23 protein-coding genes are annotated in these 22,357 nt (G+C 64.4%); 14 read left to right on the top strand and 9 right to left on the bottom strand.

From position 1 onward, the window contains the following. The first annotated feature begins 5 nt into the window (after positions 1-5). Positions 6-821 (top strand): energy transducer TonB, encoded by an 816-nt coding sequence (locus P6U27_RS21230; protein WP_407192507.1) that lies wholly within the window; start codon positions 6-8, stop codon positions 819-821. Here P6U27_RS21230 and P6U27_RS21225 read toward each other — a convergent pair. The 3 genes from P6U27_RS21225 to P6U27_RS21215 all read right to left on the bottom strand — a co-directional run bounded on the left by P6U27_RS21225 (position 809) and on the right by P6U27_RS21215 (position 2,918). Continuing rightward, positions 809-1,231, bottom strand: a complete 423-nt coding sequence (locus P6U27_RS21225) for a hypothetical protein (RefSeq protein WP_129143221.1) — start codon at positions 1,229-1,231, stop codon at positions 809-811. The genes P6U27_RS21230 and P6U27_RS21225 overlap by 13 nt on opposite strands. 62 nt (positions 1,232-1,293) lie before the next feature. Then, complete coding sequence (locus tag P6U27_RS21220; RefSeq protein WP_129143189.1) at positions 1,294-1,974, bottom strand: site-2 protease family protein; 681 nt, start codon at positions 1,972-1,974, stop codon at positions 1,294-1,296. Between the two features lie 77 nt (positions 1,975-2,051). Next, entirely contained in the window at positions 2,052-2,918 is an 867-nt protein-coding gene (locus tag P6U27_RS21215) for a LysR substrate-binding domain-containing protein (RefSeq protein WP_407192506.1), read from the bottom strand. A gap of 87 nt (positions 2,919-3,005) precedes the next feature. On the opposite strand from P6U27_RS21215, the gene P6U27_RS21210 reads away from it, so the two are divergent. Then, complete coding sequence (locus tag P6U27_RS21210; protein ID WP_407192505.1) at positions 3,006-3,917, top strand: DMT family transporter; 912 nt, start codon at positions 3,006-3,008, stop codon at positions 3,915-3,917. Between the two features lie 2 nt (positions 3,918-3,919). Here P6U27_RS21210 and P6U27_RS21205 read toward each other — a convergent pair whose 3' ends face one another. The 6 genes from P6U27_RS21205 to P6U27_RS21180 all read right to left on the bottom strand — a co-directional run bounded on the left by P6U27_RS21205 (position 3,920) and on the right by P6U27_RS21180 (position 10,221). After that, positions 3,920-4,312 carry a GFA family protein gene (locus P6U27_RS21205; RefSeq protein WP_129143191.1) on the bottom strand — a complete coding sequence of 131 codons (393 nt, stop codon included), beginning with the start codon at positions 4,310-4,312 and terminating at the stop codon, positions 3,920-3,922. A 3-nt stretch (positions 4,313-4,315) separates the two neighbouring features. Next, positions 4,316-5,482 (bottom strand): serine hydrolase domain-containing protein, encoded by a 1,167-nt coding sequence (locus P6U27_RS21200; protein WP_407192504.1) that lies wholly within the window; start codon positions 5,480-5,482, stop codon positions 4,316-4,318. A 29-nt stretch (positions 5,483-5,511) separates the two neighbouring features. Beyond that, complete coding sequence (locus P6U27_RS21195) at positions 5,512-6,258, bottom strand: SDR family NAD(P)-dependent oxidoreductase (RefSeq protein ID WP_407192503.1); 747 nt, start codon at positions 6,256-6,258, stop codon at positions 5,512-5,514. Positions 6,259-6,274: 16 nt separating this feature from the next. Next, complete coding sequence (locus P6U27_RS21190; RefSeq protein ID WP_407192502.1) at positions 6,275-7,006, bottom strand: SDR family oxidoreductase; 732 nt, start codon at positions 7,004-7,006, stop codon at positions 6,275-6,277. Positions 7,007-7,169: 163 nt separating this feature from the next. Further along, positions 7,170-8,999: an IlvD/Edd family dehydratase gene (locus P6U27_RS21185; RefSeq protein WP_407192501.1), complete on the bottom strand. Its 1,830-nt coding sequence runs from the start codon at positions 8,997-8,999 to the stop codon at positions 7,170-7,172. 121 nt (positions 9,000-9,120) lie between these two features. Beyond that, the gene (locus tag P6U27_RS21180) at positions 9,121-10,221 is read right to left on the bottom strand and encodes a LacI family DNA-binding transcriptional regulator (protein WP_122403744.1); all 1,101 of its coding nucleotides are present in this window, start codon (positions 10,219-10,221) and stop codon (positions 9,121-9,123) included. Between the two features lie 202 nt (positions 10,222-10,423). Between P6U27_RS21180 and P6U27_RS21175 the strand changes: the two genes are divergently transcribed. The 12 genes from P6U27_RS21175 (at position 10,424) to P6U27_RS21120 (ending at position 22,044) form a co-directional block, all read left to right on the top strand. Beyond that, complete coding sequence (locus P6U27_RS21175; protein WP_122403743.1) at positions 10,424-11,491, top strand: ABC transporter ATP-binding protein; 1,068 nt, start codon at positions 10,424-10,426, stop codon at positions 11,489-11,491. Between the two features lie 52 nt (positions 11,492-11,543). Continuing rightward, positions 11,544-12,863, top strand: coding sequence for an ABC transporter substrate-binding protein (locus P6U27_RS21170; RefSeq protein ID WP_122403742.1), 1,320 nt, complete (start codon positions 11,544-11,546; stop codon positions 12,861-12,863). 66 nt (positions 12,864-12,929) lie between these two features. Beyond that, entirely contained in the window at positions 12,930-13,883 is a 954-nt protein-coding gene (locus tag P6U27_RS21165) for a carbohydrate ABC transporter permease (protein WP_122403741.1), read from the top strand. Then, positions 13,876-14,799 carry a carbohydrate ABC transporter permease gene (locus P6U27_RS21160; RefSeq protein WP_122403740.1) on the top strand — a complete coding sequence of 308 codons (924 nt, stop codon included), beginning with the start codon at positions 13,876-13,878 and terminating at the stop codon, positions 14,797-14,799. The genes P6U27_RS21165 and P6U27_RS21160 overlap by 8 nt, the downstream gene beginning before the upstream one ends. A gap of 65 nt (positions 14,800-14,864) precedes the next feature. Then, complete coding sequence (gene denD / locus P6U27_RS21155; protein WP_407192500.1) at positions 14,865-15,851, top strand: D-erythronate dehydrogenase; 987 nt, start codon at positions 14,865-14,867, stop codon at positions 15,849-15,851. Between the two features lie 24 nt (positions 15,852-15,875). Next, positions 15,876-16,844 carry a sugar kinase gene (locus P6U27_RS21150; RefSeq protein WP_407192499.1) on the top strand — a complete coding sequence of 323 codons (969 nt, stop codon included), beginning with the start codon at positions 15,876-15,878 and terminating at the stop codon, positions 16,842-16,844. Between the two features lie 24 nt (positions 16,845-16,868). Next, entirely contained in the window at positions 16,869-17,519 is a 651-nt protein-coding gene (eda, locus tag P6U27_RS21145; protein WP_407192498.1) for a bifunctional 4-hydroxy-2-oxoglutarate aldolase/2-dehydro-3-deoxy-phosphogluconate aldolase, read from the top strand. Between the two features lie 60 nt (positions 17,520-17,579). Beyond that, entirely contained in the window at positions 17,580-18,749 is a 1,170-nt protein-coding gene (locus P6U27_RS21140) for an acetyl-CoA acetyltransferase (RefSeq protein WP_407192497.1), read from the top strand. A 118-nt stretch (positions 18,750-18,867) separates the two neighbouring features. Further along, on the top strand, positions 18,868-19,074 hold the full coding sequence (locus tag P6U27_RS21135) for a hypothetical protein (protein ID WP_122403736.1): 207 nt from the start codon (positions 18,868-18,870) through the stop codon (positions 19,072-19,074). A gap of 124 nt (positions 19,075-19,198) precedes the next feature. Next, positions 19,199-20,398 (top strand): CaiB/BaiF CoA transferase family protein, encoded by a 1,200-nt coding sequence (locus tag P6U27_RS21130; RefSeq protein ID WP_407192496.1) that lies wholly within the window; start codon positions 19,199-19,201, stop codon positions 20,396-20,398. A 153-nt stretch (positions 20,399-20,551) separates the two neighbouring features. After that, entirely contained in the window at positions 20,552-21,688 is a 1,137-nt protein-coding gene (locus tag P6U27_RS21125; protein ID WP_407192495.1) for a thiolase family protein, read from the top strand. Further along, entirely contained in the window at positions 21,685-22,044 is a 360-nt protein-coding gene (locus P6U27_RS21120; RefSeq protein ID WP_122403733.1) for a Zn-ribbon domain-containing OB-fold protein, read from the top strand. Before P6U27_RS21125 ends, P6U27_RS21120 begins: the two co-directional genes overlap by 4 nt. Positions 22,045-22,357: the final 313 nt, after the last annotated feature.

Here is a 22,357-nt window from a genome sequence, read left to right as displayed (position 1 = left end):
CAACGATGTCAGACGAACCGAGACCATCCCGGAAGCTCTGGATTTTGGCGGCAGTGGCGGCGCTCGCGCTTCATCTGGGTGGTGCAGCGCTTGCGCTGGCTCATTTGCGCACCGAGGATGACGGCGACGGCCTTGGTGCGGCCGGCGCCGAATTCGCCGTGGAGATGGCTTCGCCCAAGGCGCCCGATACCGATCTGCCGCCTGGGCCCAATAGCGAGGCGATGCAGGAGCAGCAGGCGCTTCCCGAGCAGAAGGCCGAGACCAAGGAGACGGAGCTTCCGAAGGATCAGTCACAGGAGGTCGAGGATCCTGACCGCGTCGTGACCGAGAACCACACGAAGAAGCCCACGGAAGACGATCCGAAGATTCAAGCTGTCGAGACTCCCGCTGCCGAGGCATCGCCGAAGTCGGTTGCAACGGCGCGGCAGATGCTCGATGAAGACGCGCGGGAGGCCGAGAAAGCGCTGGCGCCGGTGCTGGGGCTCGGCAAGGACATCCTGAAGATCACGGCCGACTGGAACCGCAAGATCAGCGCGCACCTCGCGGCTCACAAGGTCAATCCGGAGGGCAAGCAGCCCAACAACCAGAAGGTCAAGGTGAGCTTCGCGATCAACCGGAAGGGCAACGTGCTGTCGGTTGATGTCGTGGAGTCGTCGGGGGATGCAGCCTACGATGCGGCAGCGGTCTCAATCGTTCGCAAGTCCGATCCCATCCCGCAGCCGCCCGTCGGATTGACCGACGACCGGTTCGAGCGCACCGTGGACATCATCTTCACGCCGCCTGACGCCAAGAGAAAGAAGAAGACGGCTCAGCGCCAGTAGAGCCGGATCCCAACATAAACAACGACTAGGCAGGCGAAGATCAGCGCCACCGGCAGCGGCCGTTTCTGGGGGCCGGCGAATGCCGCCGCCCCGAAGGAGGCGGCCTTCTTCGGTTTCGGTGCCGGGCGGCGGAAGGCGGTAACATTGTCCGCGGCCGGCTCGGCTTGGCGGGGGCGGACGTCGGGAGGCGTTCCCGCACCGCCCATCTCGGCGTAATAGGCCTTGTAGATCGCGCCGATGGTGGCCTCGGTAGCCTCGTCCTCGCTCATCTGCGCCAGCAGGTTCTGGTAGCTCGCCAGGAACTCCTGGGCCTCCGCCGGCAGCGCGGATGCCCCATTGAGCTTGGCCATCATCTTCCAGGTGGCAAAATCGGCGCGGGCGCGGGTGTCGGCGCGTCGCGCGATCAGCATATCGGCAGCTTTGACCAAGTCGGCCTCTCGCCCTTCGGCGTGGGTTCCAATGTTGCGTTCAACTACGCGTTGCCAGTCAGGAAGAGAACAGCCTGAATCACATAACCGGTCAACGTCCGCAGTATTGCTGAAATAACATCAAGATTTAGACCGAACTGGGAACCCGCGAGTGGCAGCAGGATCAACAGACCGATCAGGATCAGCATGCCGAACGGCTCGAGCCGGGACAATGGCACGGCGAGCGCCCGCGGCAAAAGTCCCACCGCAACGCGGCCGCCGTCGAGCGGCGGGATCGGCATCATGTTGAACACCGCCAGGATCGCATTGATCACGAGGGCATTCTTGAGATTGTCCGCAACCCACTTCGCCGAACTCGCGGGCACCAGGGGCAGGGCATGGAAAGCGAAGGCCGCGGCCAGCGCCAGCAGGATGTTGGTGACGGGCCCGGCCAGCGCCACCCACACCATGTCGAGCCTGGGATTGTTCAGCTTGCGGAAGTTCACCGGCACCGGCTTGGCATAGCCGAACAGGAATGGCGAATGCGCAAACAGCAGCATCGCGGGCAGGATCAGGGTACCGAATGGGTCGATATGCCTGACAGGGTTGAAGCTGACGCGGCCGAGCTGCGAGGCCGTGTTGTCCCCGAGCCTGTCGGCGACGAAGGCGTGCGCGGCCTCGTGAAAGGTGATGGCGAGCACCAGCGGCAGGACCCAGACGGAGAGATCATAAATGGAAATATTCACCAGCTCATCCGCTCCGGTTCGGTCCGCGCGCTCTGCAAAGCAGGCCGTATAGGGCCACAGCCCTTTACGATCCACAGTTATATGGCGTTTAATTCCGAAATTGCCCGCTGCAGATGATCCGCCAGCAGTGCCGCCGGACGCGACAGCTTGCGCGCGCGATGGAGGCGGATGTCGGCGGCCGGCAGCGGCGGCAGGCCGTCGCGCGCCGACAGGACGCGCAGGCGAGGGGGCAGGGTGCCCACCTTCACGACCGTGATCGCGAGGCCCTGTGCCGCGATCGCTTCCACCGCCGCGAGGCTCCGGCTGACGAAGGCGAGCCGCCACGGGCGGCCGGCAGCATCGAGGGCCTCAGTGGCCCATTGGCGGAACAGGCAGCCCGGCGGGTAGAGCGCGACGGGCAGCATGTCCCGTGGCGCGGCGGCTGAATATGACGCGGCTGCGGCCCAGACCGCCTGTTCCCGCCGCAGCAATTCGCCGTCGCCATGTCCTTCCGGATGCATGGCAATGACAAGGTCGTAGGCCTCGCCGAGCCGGGCCGGCATCGTGGCGGTCAGCCCAGCCTCGATCTCGACCCGGATCTCCGGATGGCTCTTGGCAAAGCGCGCCAGCAAGGGCGGAATGACGATCGTGCCGTAGTCGTCCATTACCCCGAGGCGGACCACGGCTTCGCGCTTGCGCGCGCGGAGCGCATCGACCGCCTCTGCATTGAGGTCGAGAAGCCGTCTTGCATAGACAAGCAGCTCTTGACCCGCCGCACTTAGTGCGACGCCCGACCTCATGCGGTGAAACAGCCTGACGTCCAGTCGTTCTTCGAGACGCCTGATCTGGACGCTCACCGCCGATTGGGTGCGGTTGAGGATCGCGGCCGCGCGCGTGAACGATTGATGATCGGCAACGGCGAGGAAGGCCTTCAGCAGGTCGGGGTCGAGATCGGGTGCGGTCATGACGAAAACTTATCCTGCCATGATGGAAATTCCATTCCCCGTTTCGGCGCGTCTCCTATGCTGCTCGCAAAACGGTTGGGACGAGTCATGGGCGAGATCTTTGGCGTTTTTGCCGCCGTGTTGTCGAGTGCGCTGGGCGGGACATCTATCGGTGCCACGCGCTATCTCGTCGGGAGCATCGATCCGCTCGCGATCGGCTCATTCCGCTTCGGCATCGGTTTTTCCCTGCTACTGCCCCTGACGCTGCTGCGCGGCGATCGCTGGCCGAAGCAAGGGGACTGGGCCGCCGCCGTCGGACTCGGCATTCTGTTCTTTGCGCTGTTTCCGATCCTGTTCAACGCCTCGCTGATCTTCACGACGGCCGCGCGCGGCGCGCTTGCGCTGTCGACGCTTCCGCTGTTGTCGCTCTTGATCGGGGCCATTCTCGGCGCGGAAGCCCTGACCTGGCGCAAGTCCATGGGCGTCGTGACTGCGACGTTTGGCGTTGCGCTCGCGCTGCTCTCCGACCTCGCCTCGGCGCCGACAGGCGCCTGGCGCGGCGATCTCCTGATGATGGCGGCTGCGCTGTGCATGGCGCTCTACGGCATCTGGTCGAAGCCGTTGATCCGGCGCTCCAGCCCGATCGCCTTTACGACCATGAGCATGGCGGCGGGTGCGGCCTGCCTCATCCTGCTCTCCTATGTCCGCGGCAGCTTTGCGCCGGTCGCCGGCTTCGGCATGCCACAGTGGTGGGGCGCCCTCTATCTGGGTGCCTTCGGCGCGGCGCTGACCTTCTATCTCTGGGCCTTCGCACTGGAGCGCACGACGCCGACGCGCGTCGCGATCTCCGTGACGGTCAATCCGATCACGGCCTCGCTGGTCGGGGCCTGGCTGCTGAACGAGCCGCTGCGCTGGAATTTGGCGGCAGGTATCATTGCGGTGTTTGCCGGGATCTGGATCGCGACGACAACCGGACGGCGCACGCAGGCGGCGAGCGCGTCTGCGTCACACCAGACCTGACGTCACGCCGGGATCGTCGTCTGATGCTGCGTCAGGCCATCATCGAGCTTCACCCAGGCGAGCTTTTCCGACACCCAGATGTGCTCGGTCGGCGCGAAGGCGTTGCGATCGTCGAAAGTAGCGAGGGCGACGCCCGCCAGCGTGCCGTTGCGACGCCAGGCGAACAGGCGCGTGCCGCAACGCTTGCAGAATACGCGGTCGATGTTCTCGGAGGACGCATAGCGGGCGGTCTCGCCCTCGACGCTGAGCGCGCGCTGGTCGAACTGGGCGCGGGCGAAGTAGGGCGATCCCATCGCCTTCTGGCAGATACGGCAATGGCAGATTCGGACGTTGAGCGGCTCGCCTTCCGCCTTGAACCGCACCGCGCCGCACAGGCATCCCCCTTCCCGGATCATGGCTCAGGCCACCCGCCATTCGCCGACTTGGCCCGCCATGTTCCAGTTGAGATTGTCGAGATCGCCATCCATGTCGGAATTCCTGCGTCTGGTGTTGGTGAAGGCGGCCCAGCAGAAGCCGCCATGAGTGCGCACGGCAATCGTGCTCGTACCCGGCAGGCTGCCATTGTGCCACCAATTGCCTGACTTGTTGATGCAAAAACCCTTGGCGTAGTCTGGACTGTAGCTGGGCGCGGTGGTCATGAGCTGGATGGTGCGCGGCCGCAGGATGTTCGCCGGTCTCGTGTAGCCGTCGACATGCATCAGGAGTTGCACGAGATCCGACGGCGTCGCGATCCAGCCGCCATGGGAATCCATCCGCCGGACATTCATGCCGTAGGGATTTTCGCCCTGGCCGTAATAGGCGACTTCGCCGGCCTGGCGCTGCTCGCGGGTGTTGCCGGCGATCGTCATCTCGGTAACGCCGCAGCGCGCGAACACCTCGCTGCGGACATGCTCGCCATAGGACTGGCCTGTAAGCTTCTCGATGACGCGGCCCAGCACGCAATAGCCGAAATTGGAATAGGCGTAGCGCCGGCCCGGCGGTCGGTCCAGCGGCCGATTGGCTAGCGTCCAGGCGATCAGCTCGGCATGATCCATCCGCGGATGGGTGAACATGGGGTCGCGGTCGTCGTTGCTCCAGCCGCCGGCAGTATGGGTCAAGAGATGCTCGAGCGTGATCTGGTCGATGCCGGCGGAGTTGGGCTGTCCATAGTCGGTGCCGAGCAGCGCGCCTCGGCCGAACACGCGGTCCGCCAGCTTGAGGCGGTTCTCCTCGATCAGGCGGAAGATCGTGACCGAGGTGATCATCTTGCTGACGCTGGCGATCCGGAACAGATGCCGCGGCGTTACGGCCTCGTTCCGCTCGATATCGGCCAGACCAAAGGCGTCCACATGGACAATAGTGCCGGCATAGCCGATCGCAATGGATAGGGCCGGCACGCCGTACTTGTCCATGAAGCTGTGCGCGAGCCGTGCCATGGCGCCGCGCTCGGCCGGCGAGGGCGGGCGGATGCTCGGTGGGTTGGGCGCGAGCTGCGCAAGCGCAGTCGATGACAGCAGCGGCAGCGCGCCTGCGCCCGCTGCGAGCTTCACGAAATCCCGACGCCTGAAATCACGTCCGAGTCGCATGGTCCGCCCCTCCAGGGGCGGCCAGTACTTCAGTAGGTCGCCCGTCCGCCGGAAATATCAAACACCGCGCCGGTGGAGAAGGCACAATCTTCGGATGCAAGCCAGCTCACCAATGCGGCGAGCTCTTCCACCAGCACGAAGCGTCCCTTCGGGATCTTCGACAGCATGAAGTCGATATGCTGCTGCGTCATCTGGTCGAAGATCGCGGTCTTGGCGGCCGCCGGTGTCACCGCGTTGACGATGATATCATGGGCGGCGAGCTCCTTGCCGAGCGATTTCGTCAGCGCGATCAGGCCGGCCTTGGAGGCCGAGTAGTGCGCGGCGTTCGGATTGCCTTCCTTGCCGGCGATCGAGGCGATGTTCACGATGCGCCCGTATTTCTGCTTGAGCATTTCGGGCACGACCGCCTTGCAGCATATGAAGGGACCATCGAGGTTGATGCGCAGAACTTTCCGCCATTCCTCCAGATCGGTCTCCCAGACCGGCTTGTTGACGCCGGCGATGCCGGCATTGTTGACGAGGATGTCGATCTTGCCGAAGGCGGCGAGCGTGGCATCGCGGGCGGTCTCCACGGCAGCCGTGTCGGTGACGTCGACCTTGAAGACTTTGGTCTCGCCGCCGATCTCCTTTGCGGCCTTCTCGGCCAGCGTGGCATCGAAATCCCAGATCGCGACCTTGGCGCCGGAGGCCACAAAGCGCTCGGCGATGGCGCGGCCAAAGCCCTGCGCGCCGCCCGTGACGACAGCGACGCGGCCGTTGAGATCGATCTTGTTCATGCCGGGGCCCTTGGCGTCAGAGCATGTAGCCGCCGTCGACGACGAGGTCGACGCCGGTGGTGAAGGCGCTCTCGTCGCTGCCGAGATAGACCGCCATAGCCGCGATCTCCTCGGCGGTGCCGAGCCGGCCCATCTTCTGGCGGGAGATGAACATCTCCTTGCCCTGCGGCCCTTGCGCCGCGGCGCGGTCGAGCATCGAAGGCGTCTCGACGGTGCCCGGGCAGATCGAGTTGCAGCGGATGCCCTTGGTGATGAAGTCGAGCGCGACCGCGCGCGACAGCAGCGACACCGCCGCCTTCGACGAGCTGTAAACGTAGCGGTTCGCCGGTGGCCTCAAGGCCGCGCAGGACGAGATGTTGACGATGCTGCCGCCGCCGCCCGCAATCATGTCGGGCAGGAAGGCCCTGATGGTCCGGTGCATCGACTTGACGTTGAGGTCGAAGGAGAAGTCGAAATCCTCTTCCGAGCACTCCAGGATGGTGCCGTGATGCACGAAGCCGGCGGCGTTGAGCAGGATGTCGATCTTGCCGACGCGCTTGGCGAAGGCGTTGACGTCGGCGGTGTTGCGGACGTCGAGCTTTGCCACCTCGGCGATGCCTTCCTTGCTCAGGCTCGCGATGCCGGCCTCGTTGATGTCGGTGGCGACGACGGTTGCGCCTTCACGCGCGAATGCGATGGCGCAAGCGCGCCCGATGCCTGCTGCCGCTGCCGTGACGACGGCGCGCTTTCCCTTGAGGCGGTCTGCCATTTTCTTCTCCCTTGTGTTCATTCGAATGCCAACCCCACGTCATTGCGAGGAGCCCGCGACAAAATTGCGAAGCAATTTTGCGCTGGCGACGAAGCAATCCAGACTCTCTCCGTGGACAAATCCCTGGATTTGCTTCGTTAGGATCGCAATGACGGTGTGGCTGTCAGTGATTATCCCGCGCCACACCGAAGGTGCCGGCGACGTTCTGGTAGCGCGTGGCGAGCTCCATGCAGGCGCCGGTCGACTGCTGGCCGACGGTGTTGCGGTAGATTTCTTGCCACGGCGTCTGGTTCGGCGGATGCTTGAAGCCGCCATTGGCCTTCAGCTCGGCGTGGCGCTTCTTCAGCTCCTCGTCCGAGATCAGGATGTTGGCGCTGCCCTTGTTGAGGTCGATGCGCACCTTGTCGCCGGTCCTCAGGATCGCGAGGCCTCCATTGGCGGCGGCTTCCGGCGACGCATTGAGGATCGAGGGCGAGCCCGAGGTGCCGGACTGACGGCCGTCGCCGATGCAGGGCAGGGACAGGATGCCGCGTTTGATCAAGGCTGCCGGCGGCTGCATGTTCACGACCTCGGCGCCGCCGGGATAGCCGATCGGGCCGGTGCCGCGGATGAACAGCACGCAGCGCTCGTCGATGTCGAGCGAGGGATCGTCGATCCGCTCGTGGTAGTCCTCCGGACCCTCGAACACGATGGCGCGGCCCTCGAAGGCGTTCGGATCCTTGGGGTTGCTGAGATAGCGGTCGCGAAACTCCTTGGAGATCACGCTGGTCTTCATGATCGCGGAATCGAACAGGTTGCCCTTCAGCACCAGGAAGCCGGCATCCTTCACCAGCGGCTTGTCGTAAGCCCAGATCACGTCGTTATCGGGCTCCGGCGCAGACTTGCAGTTCTCGCCGATGCCGCGGCCGTTGACCGTGATCGCATCCTCATGGATGCGCTTATGCTTCATCAGCTCGCGCACCACGGCGGGCACGCCGCCGGCGCGGTGGAATTCCTCGCCGAGATAGAAGCCGGCGGGCTGCATGTTGACCAAGAGCGGCACGTCATGCCCGTATTTCTGCCAGTCCTCGATCGACAGCTCGACGCCGATGTGGCGGGCGAGGGCGTTGATGTGGATCGGCGCGTTGGTCGAACCGCCGATCGCCGAATTGATCACGATGCAGTTCTCGAACGCCTTGCGGGTCAGGATGTCCGAAGGCTTCAAATCCTCCCAGACCATCTCGACAATGCGCTTGCCGGTCTCGTAAGCGATCTGGCCGCGCTCGCGATAGGGAGCGGGGATCGCCGCGCAGCCCGGCAGCGAGAAGCCGAGCGCTTCGGCAAGCCCGTTCATGGTCGAGGCCGTGCCCATGGTGTTGCAATGGCCGACCGAGGGCGCCGAGGAAGCCACGATCTCCATGAACTCCTCATAGTTGATCTCGCCGGCCGCGAGTCGCTCACGCGACTTCCAGACGATGGTACCGGAGCCGGTGCGCTCGCCATTGTGCCAGCCGTTGAGCATCGGGCCACCCGACAGCACGATCGCGGGCAGGTTCACGGTAGCCGCCGCCATCATGCAGGCCGGCGTCGTTTTGTCGCAACCGGTGGTGAGCACCACGCCGTCGAGCGGATAGCCGTAGAGGACTTCGACCAAGCCGAGGTATGCGAGGTTGCGGTCGAGCGCCGCGGTCGGGCGCTTGCCGGTCTCTTGAATCGGGTGGGTGGGGAACTCCATCGCGATGCCACCGGCCTCGCGGATGCCTTCGCGGACGCGGTGCGCGAGCTCGATGTGGTGGCGGTTGCAGGGCGAGAGGTCGTTGCCGGTCTGGGCGATGCCGATGATCGGCTTGCCGGATTGCAGCTCGGCGCGGGTGAGGCCGTAGTTCAGATAACGCTCCATGTAGAGCGCGGTCATGCCCGGATTATGCGGGTTGTTGAACCATTCCTGCGAGCGAAGGTGGCGGCGAGTACCGTTGCTGCCGGCGGCATGCCCATTGGTTGGTTTCTTTGTCATTGGTTTCTCCTGCAATGCAAACGCACTGGCGTCCGTCTCATGTGTCGGCATGCGCGATGCCCAACGGCGCGAGCGATGATTTGCCTTCCCGCTGGCGGGTCGTTTCCTCACGAGCCTGATACTAGTCGTGGCTACTTGGTAACGCTATCATTTTGTTCGCGGCACCCGCGCCGGAAACGGCCGGCCTGCTGTCTGAACGTCGCGCCGACGAGCTTTGCCGCTCGATCACCTTGAAGCCGAGATCGAGCACGGGCTGCTCAGGGCGCCGGCCCTCGATCGCCTCGATCAGCATGGTGGCCGCGGTCTTCCCCATCTCGTAACGGTTGGTGCGGACGCTGGTGAGGGTGGGGACGGCGGAGGCCATGAATTCGAGGTCGTTGAAGCCGACGATCGCGATCTGCCCGGGCACCGCGATCTCCCGGCGGCGGCATTCGAACAGCACGCCGAGCGCGAGGTCGTCATTGGCGCAGAACACCGCATCGATATCGGGCTCCCGCGCCAGGAGATCGGTGAACAGCGCTCCGCCGAGCGTCACCGACGTCGGTGTGGCCGTCGTGACGACGAGGCGCTGATCGAACAATGCGGCGTCCTTCATGGACGAGACATATCCGTCCATCCGCCGTTGCACCCTGGGATCCATGCGTGCGCCGACGAAGCCGATCTTGCGGTGACCTTGTTCGAAAAGGTGCGCAACCGCCGCGCGGGCTGCATCATAGTGCGAAAAGCCTATCATCATGTCGACTGGATCCGGGCCAATCTCCATGATCTGCACGATCGGGCAGTCCGCGGCTTGAAGCATCGCGCGGGACTCGGCGGTCTGATCGATGCCGGTGACGATCAGCCCGGCCGGCTTCTGCGCCAGAAACAGGCGCAGCAACTTTTCTTCCTGGAGAATGCTGTAGCGCGTGTTGGACAACTGAATCGAGTAACGGCTGCCTTCGGACGCGTCATAGATGCCGCGCAGCACGTCCGAGAACACATTATTGGTGAGAGAGGGGATCAATACACCGATGACTTCGGTGCGTTGCGAGGCGAGTGCCCGTGCGGCAAGGTTGGGCACGTAGCCGAGCTCCTTGGCGGCGCTCTCGACCCGCGTCCGCTTGGCGACCGACAGGGCCTCCGGGTTGCGGAAGAAGCGGGACGCGGTAATCGGGCTGACGCCGGCGAGCTCGGCCACTTCGGCCAGCCGGATTTTGCCTGACTTGGTGCGTTTTCGACCCATTTGCTGCTCTTAACACAGTCAGTCCTGCAAACAAAGGAACGTTGACAGCGCTACCAGCAACGACTAACCAAAGACAAATTGCCAAAACCGCACAAACTACCGACAATGTCGCCCGTTAAGATCGGGCTTCGTTCGGTGAAGTTTGAAAAACAAGACGGTCGCGGCGCTTGGAGGCGCGGTGGACTTTCGAGGAGGGAATTAGATGTCGTCTGTGCAAATCCGCGACGTGCGGAAATCGTTCGGCAATTTTGAAGTCCTGCACGGCGTGACGATTCCAATCGAGGACGGCCAGTTCGTCGTCCTGGTTGGCCCCTCCGGCTGCGGCAAGTCGACGCTTCTGCGCATGCTTGCCGGCCTCGAGAACATCACCTCCGGCACGATCTCGATCGGCGACCGCGTCGTCAACAATGTCCAGCCCAAGGAGCGGGACATTGCGATGGTGTTCCAGAACTATGCGCTCTATCCGCACATGACGGTGGCCGACAACATGGGCTTCTCGCTCAAGTTGCGGAATGCCAGCGCCGACGAGATCAACAAGCGCGTCAAGCGCGCCGCCGAGATTCTTGCGCTGTCGCCGCTGCTCGACCGCTATCCGCGCCAGCTTTCCGGCGGCCAGCGCCAGCGCGTCGCCATGGGCCGTGCCATCGTGCGCGATCCGCAGGTCTTCCTGTTCGACGAGCCCTTGTCGAACCTCGATGCCAAGCTGCGCGTCGCCATGCGCACCGAGATCAAGGAGCTGCACCAGCGGCTGAAGACCACCACCGTCTACGTCACCCACGACCAGATCGAGGCCATGACCATGGCCGACAAGATCGTCGTCATGCACGACGGCATCGTCGAGCAGATGGGTACGCCGCTCGAGCTCTATGACAAGCCCGACAACCAGTTCGTCGCCGGCTTCATCGGCTCGCCCGCGATGAACTTCCTCAAGGGCCATGTGCGCGTCAACGGCGTTGCCACCTTCGAGGGGCCGAACGGCGTCAAGCTGCCGCTCAAGACCGCGCCGACGGCGTCCGACGGCCGTCCCGCCGTCTACGGCGTGCGGCCCGAGCATTTCACCATCGCCGACGACGGTGCCGAGGCCGAGATCATCGTGGTCGAGCCGACCGGTTCGGAGACGCAGGTGTTCGCAAAGCTTGGCGGCGAGCAGGTCGTCGCCGTCTTCCGCGAGCGTCACCAGTTCAATCCGGGCGACAAGGTGCGGCTGAAGCCCGACCCATCGCTGGTACATCTGTTCGACGATGCGACGGGCAAGCGAATGAACGCCTAGCGCATAAGGCGACAAGGCATAAGACAACAAAAAGCATCACAGGGAGGACGACATGCAAGACTTTACCCGCCGGTCTCTGCTTCAAGGCGGCACGGCTTTGGCTGCGACCGGTATGCTGACCGGACCGGCACTGTTCGACTTCGCCAAGGCCTGGGCGCAGAGCGCGCCCTGGAAGGCCGAGCCCGGTGCCAAGCTGACCGTGATGCGGTGGAAGCGCTTCGTGCCGGCGGAAGACGATGCGTTCAACGCGATGGTAGCGGCGTTCAAGGCTGCGACCGGCACCGAGATGAACGTGTTCAGCGAATCCTTCGAGGACGTGCAGCCGAAGGCCTCGGTTGCGGCCAATACCGGCTCCGGGCTCGATCTCGCCTGGGGTCTGCACACGCTGCCGCAGCTCTTCCCCACCAAAGTGCTGAAGATGAACGACGTTGCCGATTATCTCGGCAAGAAATACGGCGGCTGGACCGATGCAGCCGCCAAGACCTGCAAGCTCGGCAACGACTGGCTCGGTATTCCCGTCGCCACCAACGGCGGCTACATGACCTACCGCAAGTCGGCGCTCGACAAAGCGGGCTTCAAGGAATTCCCGAAGGACTTCCCCGGCTTCCTCGAGATGTGCAAGGCTTTGAAGGCGAACAACACGCCCGCCGGCTTCGCGCTCGGTCATGCCTCGGGCGACGGCAATTCGTGGCTGCACTGGGTGCTGTGGGGGCACGGCGCCTACACGGTCGACCAGAACGACAAGATCATCATCAATTCGCCGGAAACGGCGAAGGCGCTGGAATATTGCAAGGCGTTGTACGAGAGCTTCATCCCGGGCACGGCGTCCTGGAACGATTCCTCCAACAACAAGGCCTTCCTCGCCGGCGAGCTCTATTGCACGGCGAACGGCATCTCGATCTACGTCGCCGCCAAGACCGATCCCAGCAAGAAGGAGCTTGCCGAGGACACCTATCACGCGCTCTGGCCGGTCGGTCCGGTCGGCAAGCCGACCGAGCTGCAGCTGGCGCTGCCGATCCTCGCCTTCAACTTCACCAAATATCCGAATGCGGCCAAGGCCTTCGTCGCCTTCATGCTGGAGAAGGAGAACTACGAGAAGTGGCTGGATGGTGCGCAGGGCTACCTGACCCAGACCCTGAACGCCTACGAGAATGCGCCGATCTGGACGGCCGACCCCAAGAACACCGTGTTCTCGCAGGCCTCCAAACGCACGCTGCCGGCGTCCGGTATCGGCACGGTCGGCGAGAAGGCGGCGACTGCAATCGCCGACTTCATCGTCGTCGACATGTTCGCCAACTACTGCACCGGCGCCAAGGATGCGAAGGCCGCGATGGCGGAAGCCGAGCGCCAGCTGAAGCGCATCTACCGCTGACGGCCACGGAGCGGGCGGCAGTGTCGCCGCCCGCTCGTCAACATTTCTCGATCAGGGATATCGGGCATGGCTGATGTCGCAATTCCCCGGGCCAAGCCTCAGATGAGCGAGGACAACGCCTGGACCCGGCTCAAACACAATCGCAACTGGCTCGGCTTCTGGTTCATGGTGCCGGCCATGGCCTTCCTGATCTTCTTCCTGGCCTATCCGCTGGGGCTCGGCATCTGGCTGTCCTTCACGGACACCCGCATCGGCAGGGTCGGGCACTTCATCGCCACCGAGAATTACGAGTGGCTGTGGGACGATTCCATCTTCTGGCTGTCGGTGTTCAACACGCTGCTCTACACGTTCATCGCCAGCGCCTTCAAATTCGCGATTGGGCTGTACCTGGCGCTGCTGCTCAATGAGCACATGCCCTTCAAGGCGATGCTGCGCGCGATGGTGCTCATCCCGTTCATCGTTCCCACGGTGCTCTCGGCGCTTGCGTTCTGGTGGATCTTCGACTCGCAATTCTCGATCATCTCCTGGTCGCTGAGACACCTCGGGCTGATCAGCCAGAACATCAACTTTCTCGGCGACACCACTTGGGCACGGATCTGCGTGATCTTCGCCAATGTCTGGCGCGGCGTTCCGTTCGTGGCGATCACGCTGCTCGCAGGCCTGCAGACCGTCTCGCCGTCGCTCTATGAGGCCGCAACCCTCGACGGCGCCACGCGCTGGCAGAACTTCCGCTACATCACCTATCCGCTGCTGACGCCGATCATCGCCGTCGTGATGACGTTTTCTGTGCTGTTCACCTTCACTGACTTCCAGTTGATCTGGGCGATGACGCGTGGCGGCCCGGTCAATGCCACCCACCTGATGGCCACGCTATCCTATCAGCGCGCGATCATCGCTGGGCAGCTGGGCGAGGGCGCCGCGATCTCCAGCGCCATGATCCCATTCCTGCTCGCTGCGATCATGGTGTCCTGGTTCGGCCTGCAGCGGCGCAAGTGGCAACAGGGAGAAAGCAATGACTGATCTTCCTGCCTCGAAAGTCGATCTCAAGAGCGTGCTATCGTCGCCATCGCGCGTCGATCACAGCGAGGGCATGAGTTATCTGCAGTCGGTGCCGCGCAGGATCGTGACGCTCTATCTGCCGCTGGCGATCATCGTCTTCATCCTGCTGTTCCCGTTCTACTGGATGGCGCTGACCTCGGTGAAGCCCGACGAGCAGCTGCTCGACCTCGACAAGTACAATCCGTTCTGGACCTGGAATCCGACCTTCAAGCACTTCCACAAGCTGCTGTTCGAGAGCTATTATCCGCACTGGCTCTGGAACACGATGTACGTGGCAATCTGCGCCACGGTGCTCTCGATCGTCGCATCGGTGTTCGCGGCCTACGCTATCGTGCGGTTGCGCTACAAGGGGGCCAATCTCGTCGGCGGGCTGATCTTCCTCGCCTATCTGGTGCCGCCTTCGATCCTGTTCATTCCGCTTGCCACCGTCGTTTATCAATACGGTCTCTTCGATTCGCCACTGGCGCTGATCCTGACCTATCCGACGATCCTGATTCCGTTCTCGACCTGGCTGTTGATGGGCTATTTCAAAACCATCCCGTTCGAGCTCGAGGAATGCGCGCTGATCGATGGGGCGAGCCGCTGGCAGATCCTGGTCAAGATCGTCGTGCCGCTCGCCATTCCCGGCCTGATCTCGGCCTTCATCTTCTGCTTTACGCTGTGCTGGAACGAGTTCATCTACGCCCTGACGTTCCTGCAGTCGACCAGCAACAAGACGGTGCCGGTGGCGATCGTCAACGAGTTCGTGGACGGCGACATCTACCGCTGGGGCTCGCTGATGGCGGGCGCGCTGGCCGGCTCGCTGCCGCTCGTGATCCTTTACGCCTTCTTCGTGGAGCATTATGTGTCGGCGATGACCGGCGCCGTGAAGGAATGATCGCGGGGCTTGCCGAGGGCGCATCAGGAGCGGTGCGCTCCGGACAATAAGAAGGAGTTGAGCTCTTGCACATTCTGGTTCTCGGCGCCGCCGGCATGGTCGGCCGCAAACTCTGTGAACGGCTGTTGCGCGACGGCCGGCTCGGCAAGAGCGACATCACCAAGCTCACGATGCACGACGTGGTCGAGCCGAAGAAACCGGAGAAGGCCGGTTTCCCCGTCGAGACCATGTCCGGTGATTTCGCCGTGCCCGGCGCGGCCGAGAAGCTGATCGCCGGCCGTCCCGACGTGATCTTCCATCTTGCGGCCATCGTCTCGGGCGAGGCCGAGCTCGATTTCGACAAGGGCTATCGCATCAATCTCGACGGCACGCGGATGCTGCTCGATGCCATCAGGCTGGCGGGCGGCGGCTACAAGCCGCGCGTCGTCTTCACGTCCTCGATCGCGGTATTCGGCGCGCCGTTTCCCGATGCGATCGGCGACGAGTTCTTCCACACGCCGCTGCTCAGCTACGGCGCCCAGAAGGCGATCGGCGAACTCCTGCTCGCCGACTATTCGCGCCGCGGCTTCCTCGACGGCATCGGCATCCGCCTGCCGACCATCTGCATCCGGCCGGGCCTGCCCAACAAGGCGGCATCGGGCTTCTTCTCCAACATCCTGCGCGAGCCGCTCGCCGGCAAGGAAGCGATCCTCCCCGTATCCGAGGACGTCCGCCACTGGCACGCCACGCCGCGCTCCGCCGTCGGCTTCCTGCTGCACGCGGGGACCATGGACCTCGCCACCGTCGGCCCGCGCCGCAATCTGACCATGCCGGGCCTGTCGGCCACGGTCGGCGAGCAGATCGCCGCCCTGAAGCGTGTTGCAGGCGAGAAGGTCGCCGCCCGCATCAAGCGCGAGCCCGATCCCTTCATCGTCGGCATCGTCGGCGGCTGGCCGCGCAATTTCGATGCAAAGCGTGCGCGCGAGCTCGGCTTCACCACCGCCGAGAAGAATTTCGACGATATCATCCGCATTCACATCGAAGACGAGCTCGGCGGCAATTTCGCCGCCTGATCTCTGACTGAGCGGACCCGAGTGATGGCGAGCGTTGCTTGCATCGGTGAATGCATGGTCGAGCTCCGGCAGGCGCAAGGAGGCGCCTCTGCCGGGCAGGGCGGCGGGCTCTATTCGCGCGGCTTCGGCGGCGATACCCTCAACACCGCCGTCTATCTGGCGCGGCTCGAGTTCAAGGTCGATTATCTCACCGCGCTCGGCGATGATGCCCTGAGCGATGAGATGATCGCGGCCTGGCATGCGGAAGGCGTCGGCACGCGCCGCGTCGTGCGGCTGCCGGGCAAGCTGCCCGGCCTCTACATGATCCAGCTGGATGCCAAGGGCGAGCGCCAGTTCTTCCACTGGCGCGACAGCGCGGCAGCGCGCCAGCTGATGAGCCTGCCGGAGACGGACGAGCTGCTCAACTCGCTGATGAGCTACGACGTCGTCTATCTCTCCGCCATCACGCTCTCGATCTACGACGCCCCCGGACGCGAGCGCCTGTTCACGGCCATCAAGCGCGCGCGCCTGCTCGGCACCCGCTTCGTGTTCGACACCAATTTCCGCGCGCGGGGATGGCCCGATCGCGACGTCGCCCGCGAGGTCTTTGCCACGGCCTTCGCAGCCGCCGACATCGTGCTGACCTCGACCGAGGACCTGCTTGCGCTCCATCCTGGCGAGACCCACGACCAGCTCATCGCGCGCATCCCCACGCCGGAGCTGGTGTTCCGCCTCGCCGAGCCAGTCAGCTTGCTGCGGTTCCCCGGCGGGACCAGCGAGGTCCGCGCCGAGCCCATGACCAAGCCCGTGGTCGACACCACCGCCGCCGGCGACAGCTTTGCTGCCGCGTACATTGCCGCCCGGCTCGCCGGCGCCGAGCCGGTCGAGGCCGCCCAGGCCGGGCACCGACTCGCCAGCATCGTGATCTGCTATCCCGGCGCCATCATTCCGGGCTATGCCATGCCGCCGAAGAAGCGGCACCGGCCGGCGGGCTCTCGCCAGGCCACCAAGTGAAGCCACCAAGCGAAATCGAGCCCCATGACCACGACTGCCCAACAGAATCACCTCGTCGCGCTGTTCAAGGCAGCGACCGTCATTCCCGTCCTCACCATCGAACGCATCCAGGATGCCGTGCCGCTGGCGCGTGCGCTGGTCGCCGGCGGCGTCCGCACGCTGGAGGTGACCCTGCGCACCCCAGTTGCGATCGAGGCCGCGAGGGCGGTGATGGCAGAGGTCCCCGAGGCGGTCGTCGGCATCGGCACGATCCTCAACCCGGCCGATTTCACCCGTGTCGAGAAGCTCGGCGTCGCGTTCGGCATCAGCCCGGGCCTGACCCCCGATCTCCTCAAGGCCGCAACCGACAGCTCCTTGCCGTTCGCGCCGGGCATTGCCACAGCCTCCGAGCTGATGGTGGCGCTGTCCTACGGCTTCGATGTCGCAAAGTTCTTCCCGGCGGAGCAGGCCGGCGGCATCAAGGGCCTGCGTGCCCTCGGCGGCCCGTTCCCGAACGTGCGTTTCTGCCCGACCGGCGGGGTCGGTGAGGCTAATGCGGCGACCTGGCTGGCCGAGCCCAACGTCGTCGCGGTCGGCGGGTCCTGGCTGTGCCCGACGGCGGAGATCCGGGCTGGGAACTGGACCGGCATAACTGCCATCTGCCAGCGGACGCTTCAGGCCCTGAAAGCCGCGTGAAGTCTTGCCATCCCTGGGCTAAGACTTAGCTCAGGGAGAGACCTCCAGGGAGAAAAGATCATGACCGCCAGCATCGTCGGATGGGCGCATACGCCGTTCGGCAAGTTCGACACCGAAACAGTCGAAAGCCTCGTCACCCGCGTGGCCAATGAGGCGCTGGCGGATGCCGGCATTTCGGCCAGTGACGTCGACGAAATCGTGCTCGGCCATTTCAATGCCGGCTTCTCGCCCCAGGATTTCACCGCCTCTCTGGTGCTCCAGGCCGATCCGAAGCTGCGTTTCAAGCCGGCGACCCGCGTCGAGAACGCCTGCGCCACCGGCTCTGCCGCGGTGCATCAGGGCCTGCGCGCGATTGCCGCAGGGGCCGCCAGAATCGTCCTGGTCGTCGGCGTCGAGCAGATGACGCGCACCCCTAGCGCCGAGATCGGCAAGAACCTGCTCAAGGCGTCCTATCTGCCCGAGGACGGCGACACCGTCGGCGGCTTCGCCGGCGTGTTCGGCAAGATCGCCAGTTCCTATTTCCAGAAATACGGCGACCAGTCCGATGCGCTGGCGTTGATCGCGGCCAAGAACCACAAGAACGGCGTCGCCAATCCCTTCGCCCAGATGCGCAAGGATTTTGGCTTCGACTTCTGCCGCGCCGAGAGCGAGAAGAACCCTTACGTCGCAGGTCCGCTGAAGCGCACCGACTGCTCGCTGGTCTCGGACGGCGCCGCGGCTCTGGTGCTGACCGATGCCGAGACGGCCAAGGGCATGACCAAGTCGATCGGCTTCCGCGCCACCGCACATGCCCAGGACTTCCTGCCCATGAGCAAGCGCGACATCCTGCAGTTCGAGGGCTGCACGGTCGCCTGGCAGCGCGCGCTGGAGAAGGCGGGCGTCACTCTGTCCGATCTCTCCTTCGTCGAGACCCATGACTGCTTCACCGTCGCCGAGCTGATCGAGTACGAAGCGATGGGCCTGACGCCGAAGGGGCAGGGCGCCCGCGCCATCAAGGAAGGCTGGACCCTCAAGGACGGCAAGCTGCCGGTCAATCCGTCCGGCGGGCTGAAGGCCAAGGGCCACCCGATCGGCGCCACCGGCGTTTCCATGCATGTGATGACCGCGATGCAGCTCGCAGGGCAGGCGCCCGAGGGCATGCAGCTCAAGAATGCCAAGCTTGGCGGCATCTTCAACATGGGCGGTGCGGCGGTTGCCAATTACGTTTCCGTGCTGGAGCCGCTGAAGTAAGCTCAGTTCTGGAGGTGGGCAAAGGCGCGCATGCGCCGCGCCCACCCCCTTTGCGCTAGATCATGGTGGGCTTCTCTGGCCCTCTTAATGCTCTTGATTGATTTTTAGGGAATGCATCATGAGCAATGAATACGAAACGTCACTGTCGATGGACGCTCTCAACGATCGCATCGCGATCCTCGAGGACAATATCCGCCAGCTCATCGAGCAGGCCGCTGCCGCCTCGGGTGAGCAGAACGAGTCGCGGATCGCCGACCGCATTAACCAGCAGAACGACGAGCTCGACCGTCTCATCAAGATCCGCGAATCCCGCCAGAAGAAATAGCGGCCGACATCGCCGCGCGATGCATGCCGCCATACGGCGGCCGCCCTTGCGTGAGCGGCGGCACTGCCGTTAGCTGGACCGAAATCGCGAGGGCGTGTGAGCCCCGCGCAATCGGGAGCGAACGATGGGGCCGCTGAAGGGCATCAAGGTCATCGACATGACCACCGTGCTGATGGGACCTTACGCGACCCAGATGCTCGGCGATTACGGTGCCGACGTCATCAAGGTGGAATCGCTGGACGGCGACGTCACCCGCCTGATCGGTCCGATGCGACACGCCGGCATGGGCCCGGTGTTCCTCAACACCAACCGCAGCAAGCGCTCGATCTGCCTCGACCTGAAGAAGCCCGCAGGCCGCGAAGCCGTGCTGCGGCTGCTGAAGGACGCCGATGTCCTGGTCTACAACGTCCGTCCGCAAGCGATGGCGCGGCTTCAGCTCGGCTACGATGTCGTCTCCGAGGTCAATCCGCGCCTGGTTTATGCCGGCGTGTTCGGCTTCGGTCAGAACGGCCCCTATGCCGCAAAACCCGCCTATGACGATCTGATCCAGGGCGCCACCGCACTGCCGGCGCTGATGGCGCAGACCGGCGACGGCGTGCCGCGCTACGTGCCGAACGCGCTGGTCGATCGCATCGTCGGTCTCACCGCCGTCGGTGCAATCTGCGCCAGCCTCGTGCACCGTGATCGCACCGGGCGCGGCCAACGCGTCGACATCCCGATGTTCGAGACCATGGCCGGCTTCGTCATGGGCGACCACATGGGCGGGCTTACCTATGAGCCGCCGCTCGACAAGGGCGGCTATGCCCGCCACCTCTCGCGTGACCGCAGGCCGTACAAGACCTCCGACGGCTATCTCAGCGTCATCGTCTACAACGACAAGCAGTGGGAGAACTTCTTCAAGGCAACGCGGCGCGACGACCTGCGCGCCGATCCAAAATTCTCCACCTTCGCCGGCCGTGCCGCCAATATCGATCTCGTCTACGCCGAGCTCGCGCGCATCTTCGAGACGCGGACCACGGCCGAATGGATCGACCTGCTGACGAAAGCCGATGTGCCCGTGATGCCGATGCACGATCTTGCCTCGATCCTGCACGACGAGCATCTGGAGGCGACCGGCTTTTTTCCGGTCGTCACCCATCCGACTGAAGGCCCGATCCGCAGCATGAAGGTGACTGCGACCTGGTCCGAGACCGAGGCCGAGCCCGTGCGCCTGGCCCCGCGCCTCAACGAGCACGGCGCCGAGATTTTGCGCGAGATCGGATACTCCCACGATGAGATCGCGGCCATGGTCCGCGACGGCGTCACGCGTGCGGCGCCGGAGTAGGGAAGTAGAGATGACCACGCCTCTCTCATCCGTCATTCCGGGGCGATGCGTCAGCAGCGAACCCGGAATCTCGAGATTCTCAGGTGCGCTAGGGCGCACCAGAGTTCGATCCTTCGGGCCGCCCCGGAATGACGAGGAGGAGGAGAGAGCACCATGAGCTTCATCACCGGCGTCGGTCTCACGCCGTTCGGCAGGCACGACGGCTCGTCCTCGCTCGATCTGATGAGCAAGGCCGCGCAAGCCGCGCTCGACGATGCCGGGCTGAAGCGCTCCGAGATCGACGGCATCCTCTGCGGCTACTCTACCGTCTGCCCGCACATCATGCTCGCCACCGTCTTCGCCGAGCATTTTGGCATTCGCCCATCCTACGCCCACGCCGTGCAGGTCGGCGGCGCTACCGGGCTGGCGATGACGATGCTCGCCCATCATCTCGTCGACGCCGGCGTCGCGCGCAACGTGCTCGTCGTTGCCGGCGAGAACCGCCTCACCGGGCAGAGCCGTGACGCCTCGATCCAGGCGCTGGCGCAGGTCGGCCATCCCGACTACGAGGTGCCGCTCGGGCCGACCATCCCCGCTTATTACGGCCTCGTCGCTAACAGATACATGCATGAATACGGTGTGACCGAAGAGGACCTCGCCGAGTTCGCGGTGTTGATGCGCGCCCACGCCTGCACCCATCCAGGCGCGCAATTCCATGATCCCATCACGGTCGCCGATGTCATGGCCTCGAAACCGGTCGCAATGCCGCTCAAGCTGCTCGACTGCTGCCCGGTGTCTGACGGCGGCGCGGCGTTTGTCATCAGCCGCGAGCGAACGAACGAGGCCGGCGTGTGCATCCGCGGCTGCGCGCAAGCCCACACACATCAGCATGTCACGACCGCGCCCGGCCTCAGTGAGCTCGGCGCCGAGATCTCCATCGCCCGTGCGATGGAAGCTACCGGCCTTGCGATCTCCGACGTGCGCTATGCCGCGATCTACGACAGCTTTACGATCACGCTAGCGATGTTGCTGGAAGACCTCGGTCTCGCCGGTCGCGGCGAAGCGGCCGCGCGCGTGCGTGCCGGCCATTTCGATCGTGACGGCGCGATGCCGCTCAATACCCATGGTGGCCTGCTCAGCTACGGCCATTGCGGTGTCGGCGGCGCCATGGCGCATCTGGTCGAGACGCATTTGCAGATGACGGGTCGGGCGGCTAGCCGCCAGGTGCGGGATGCGTCCATTGCGCTGCTGCACGGCGACGGCGGCGTGCTGTCCTCCCACGTGAGCATGTTCCTGGAGCGGGTGCGATGAGCGAGCGGCTAGCCGACTGGACCCTGGGTGAGCAGGCCATCACCTTCCAGGTCTGCACCTCATGCGGTCACGTCCAGTATTTCCACCGCGCCTTTTGCGCAGCCTGCGGGGCATCCGATCCGCGCGAGCACCGCGCCAGCGGTAAGGGCAGGGTATACGCGGTTTCGCTGGTCTGCCGTGCGGCCACGCCGCAGACGCGCGCGCACGTGCCCTACAACATCCTGCTGGTCGATTGCGCCGAGGGTTTTCGCATGATGGCGCATGGTGACAACGGCCTCGCCATCGGCGATTCGGTCGTCGCGAGCTTTAGGCTGTTCGCCGGAAAGCTGGTGCCGTACTTTGCCAAGAGCAAATAGTGGGATCCGTCATTCGGGGGCGGTCATGGGACCGAGCCTGGAACGGGAATTCTGGGCCTGGCCTGCTAGGGCCGCGCTTTGCGCGGTCCCGGGAGAGCCACCCCGGAATGACGAAAGCTCTTAAACGCTTAGCTCAACGCCCGTAGAACAAGATGCTGGCGATGACGAGCATCGCCGTCACCGCCAGCATATGCGCGAGCGCTCCCGAGGCCGCCCCCTTGATGGCTTCCTTCATGCCGTTTTCTCCCTAGACTTGGGCGTGACTCATCGTTGCGCGGATAGCGCACACGACGGCCAATTGCTTGTACTCGGA

Source organism: Bradyrhizobium sp. STM 3566 (assembly GCF_045571445.1).
GTDB classification, from domain to species: Bacteria; Pseudomonadota; Alphaproteobacteria; order Rhizobiales; family Xanthobacteraceae; genus Bradyrhizobium; species Bradyrhizobium vignae.
Note: the sequence above shows the minus strand (reverse complement) of the source record. Positions and strands in the feature narration are given on the sequence as shown.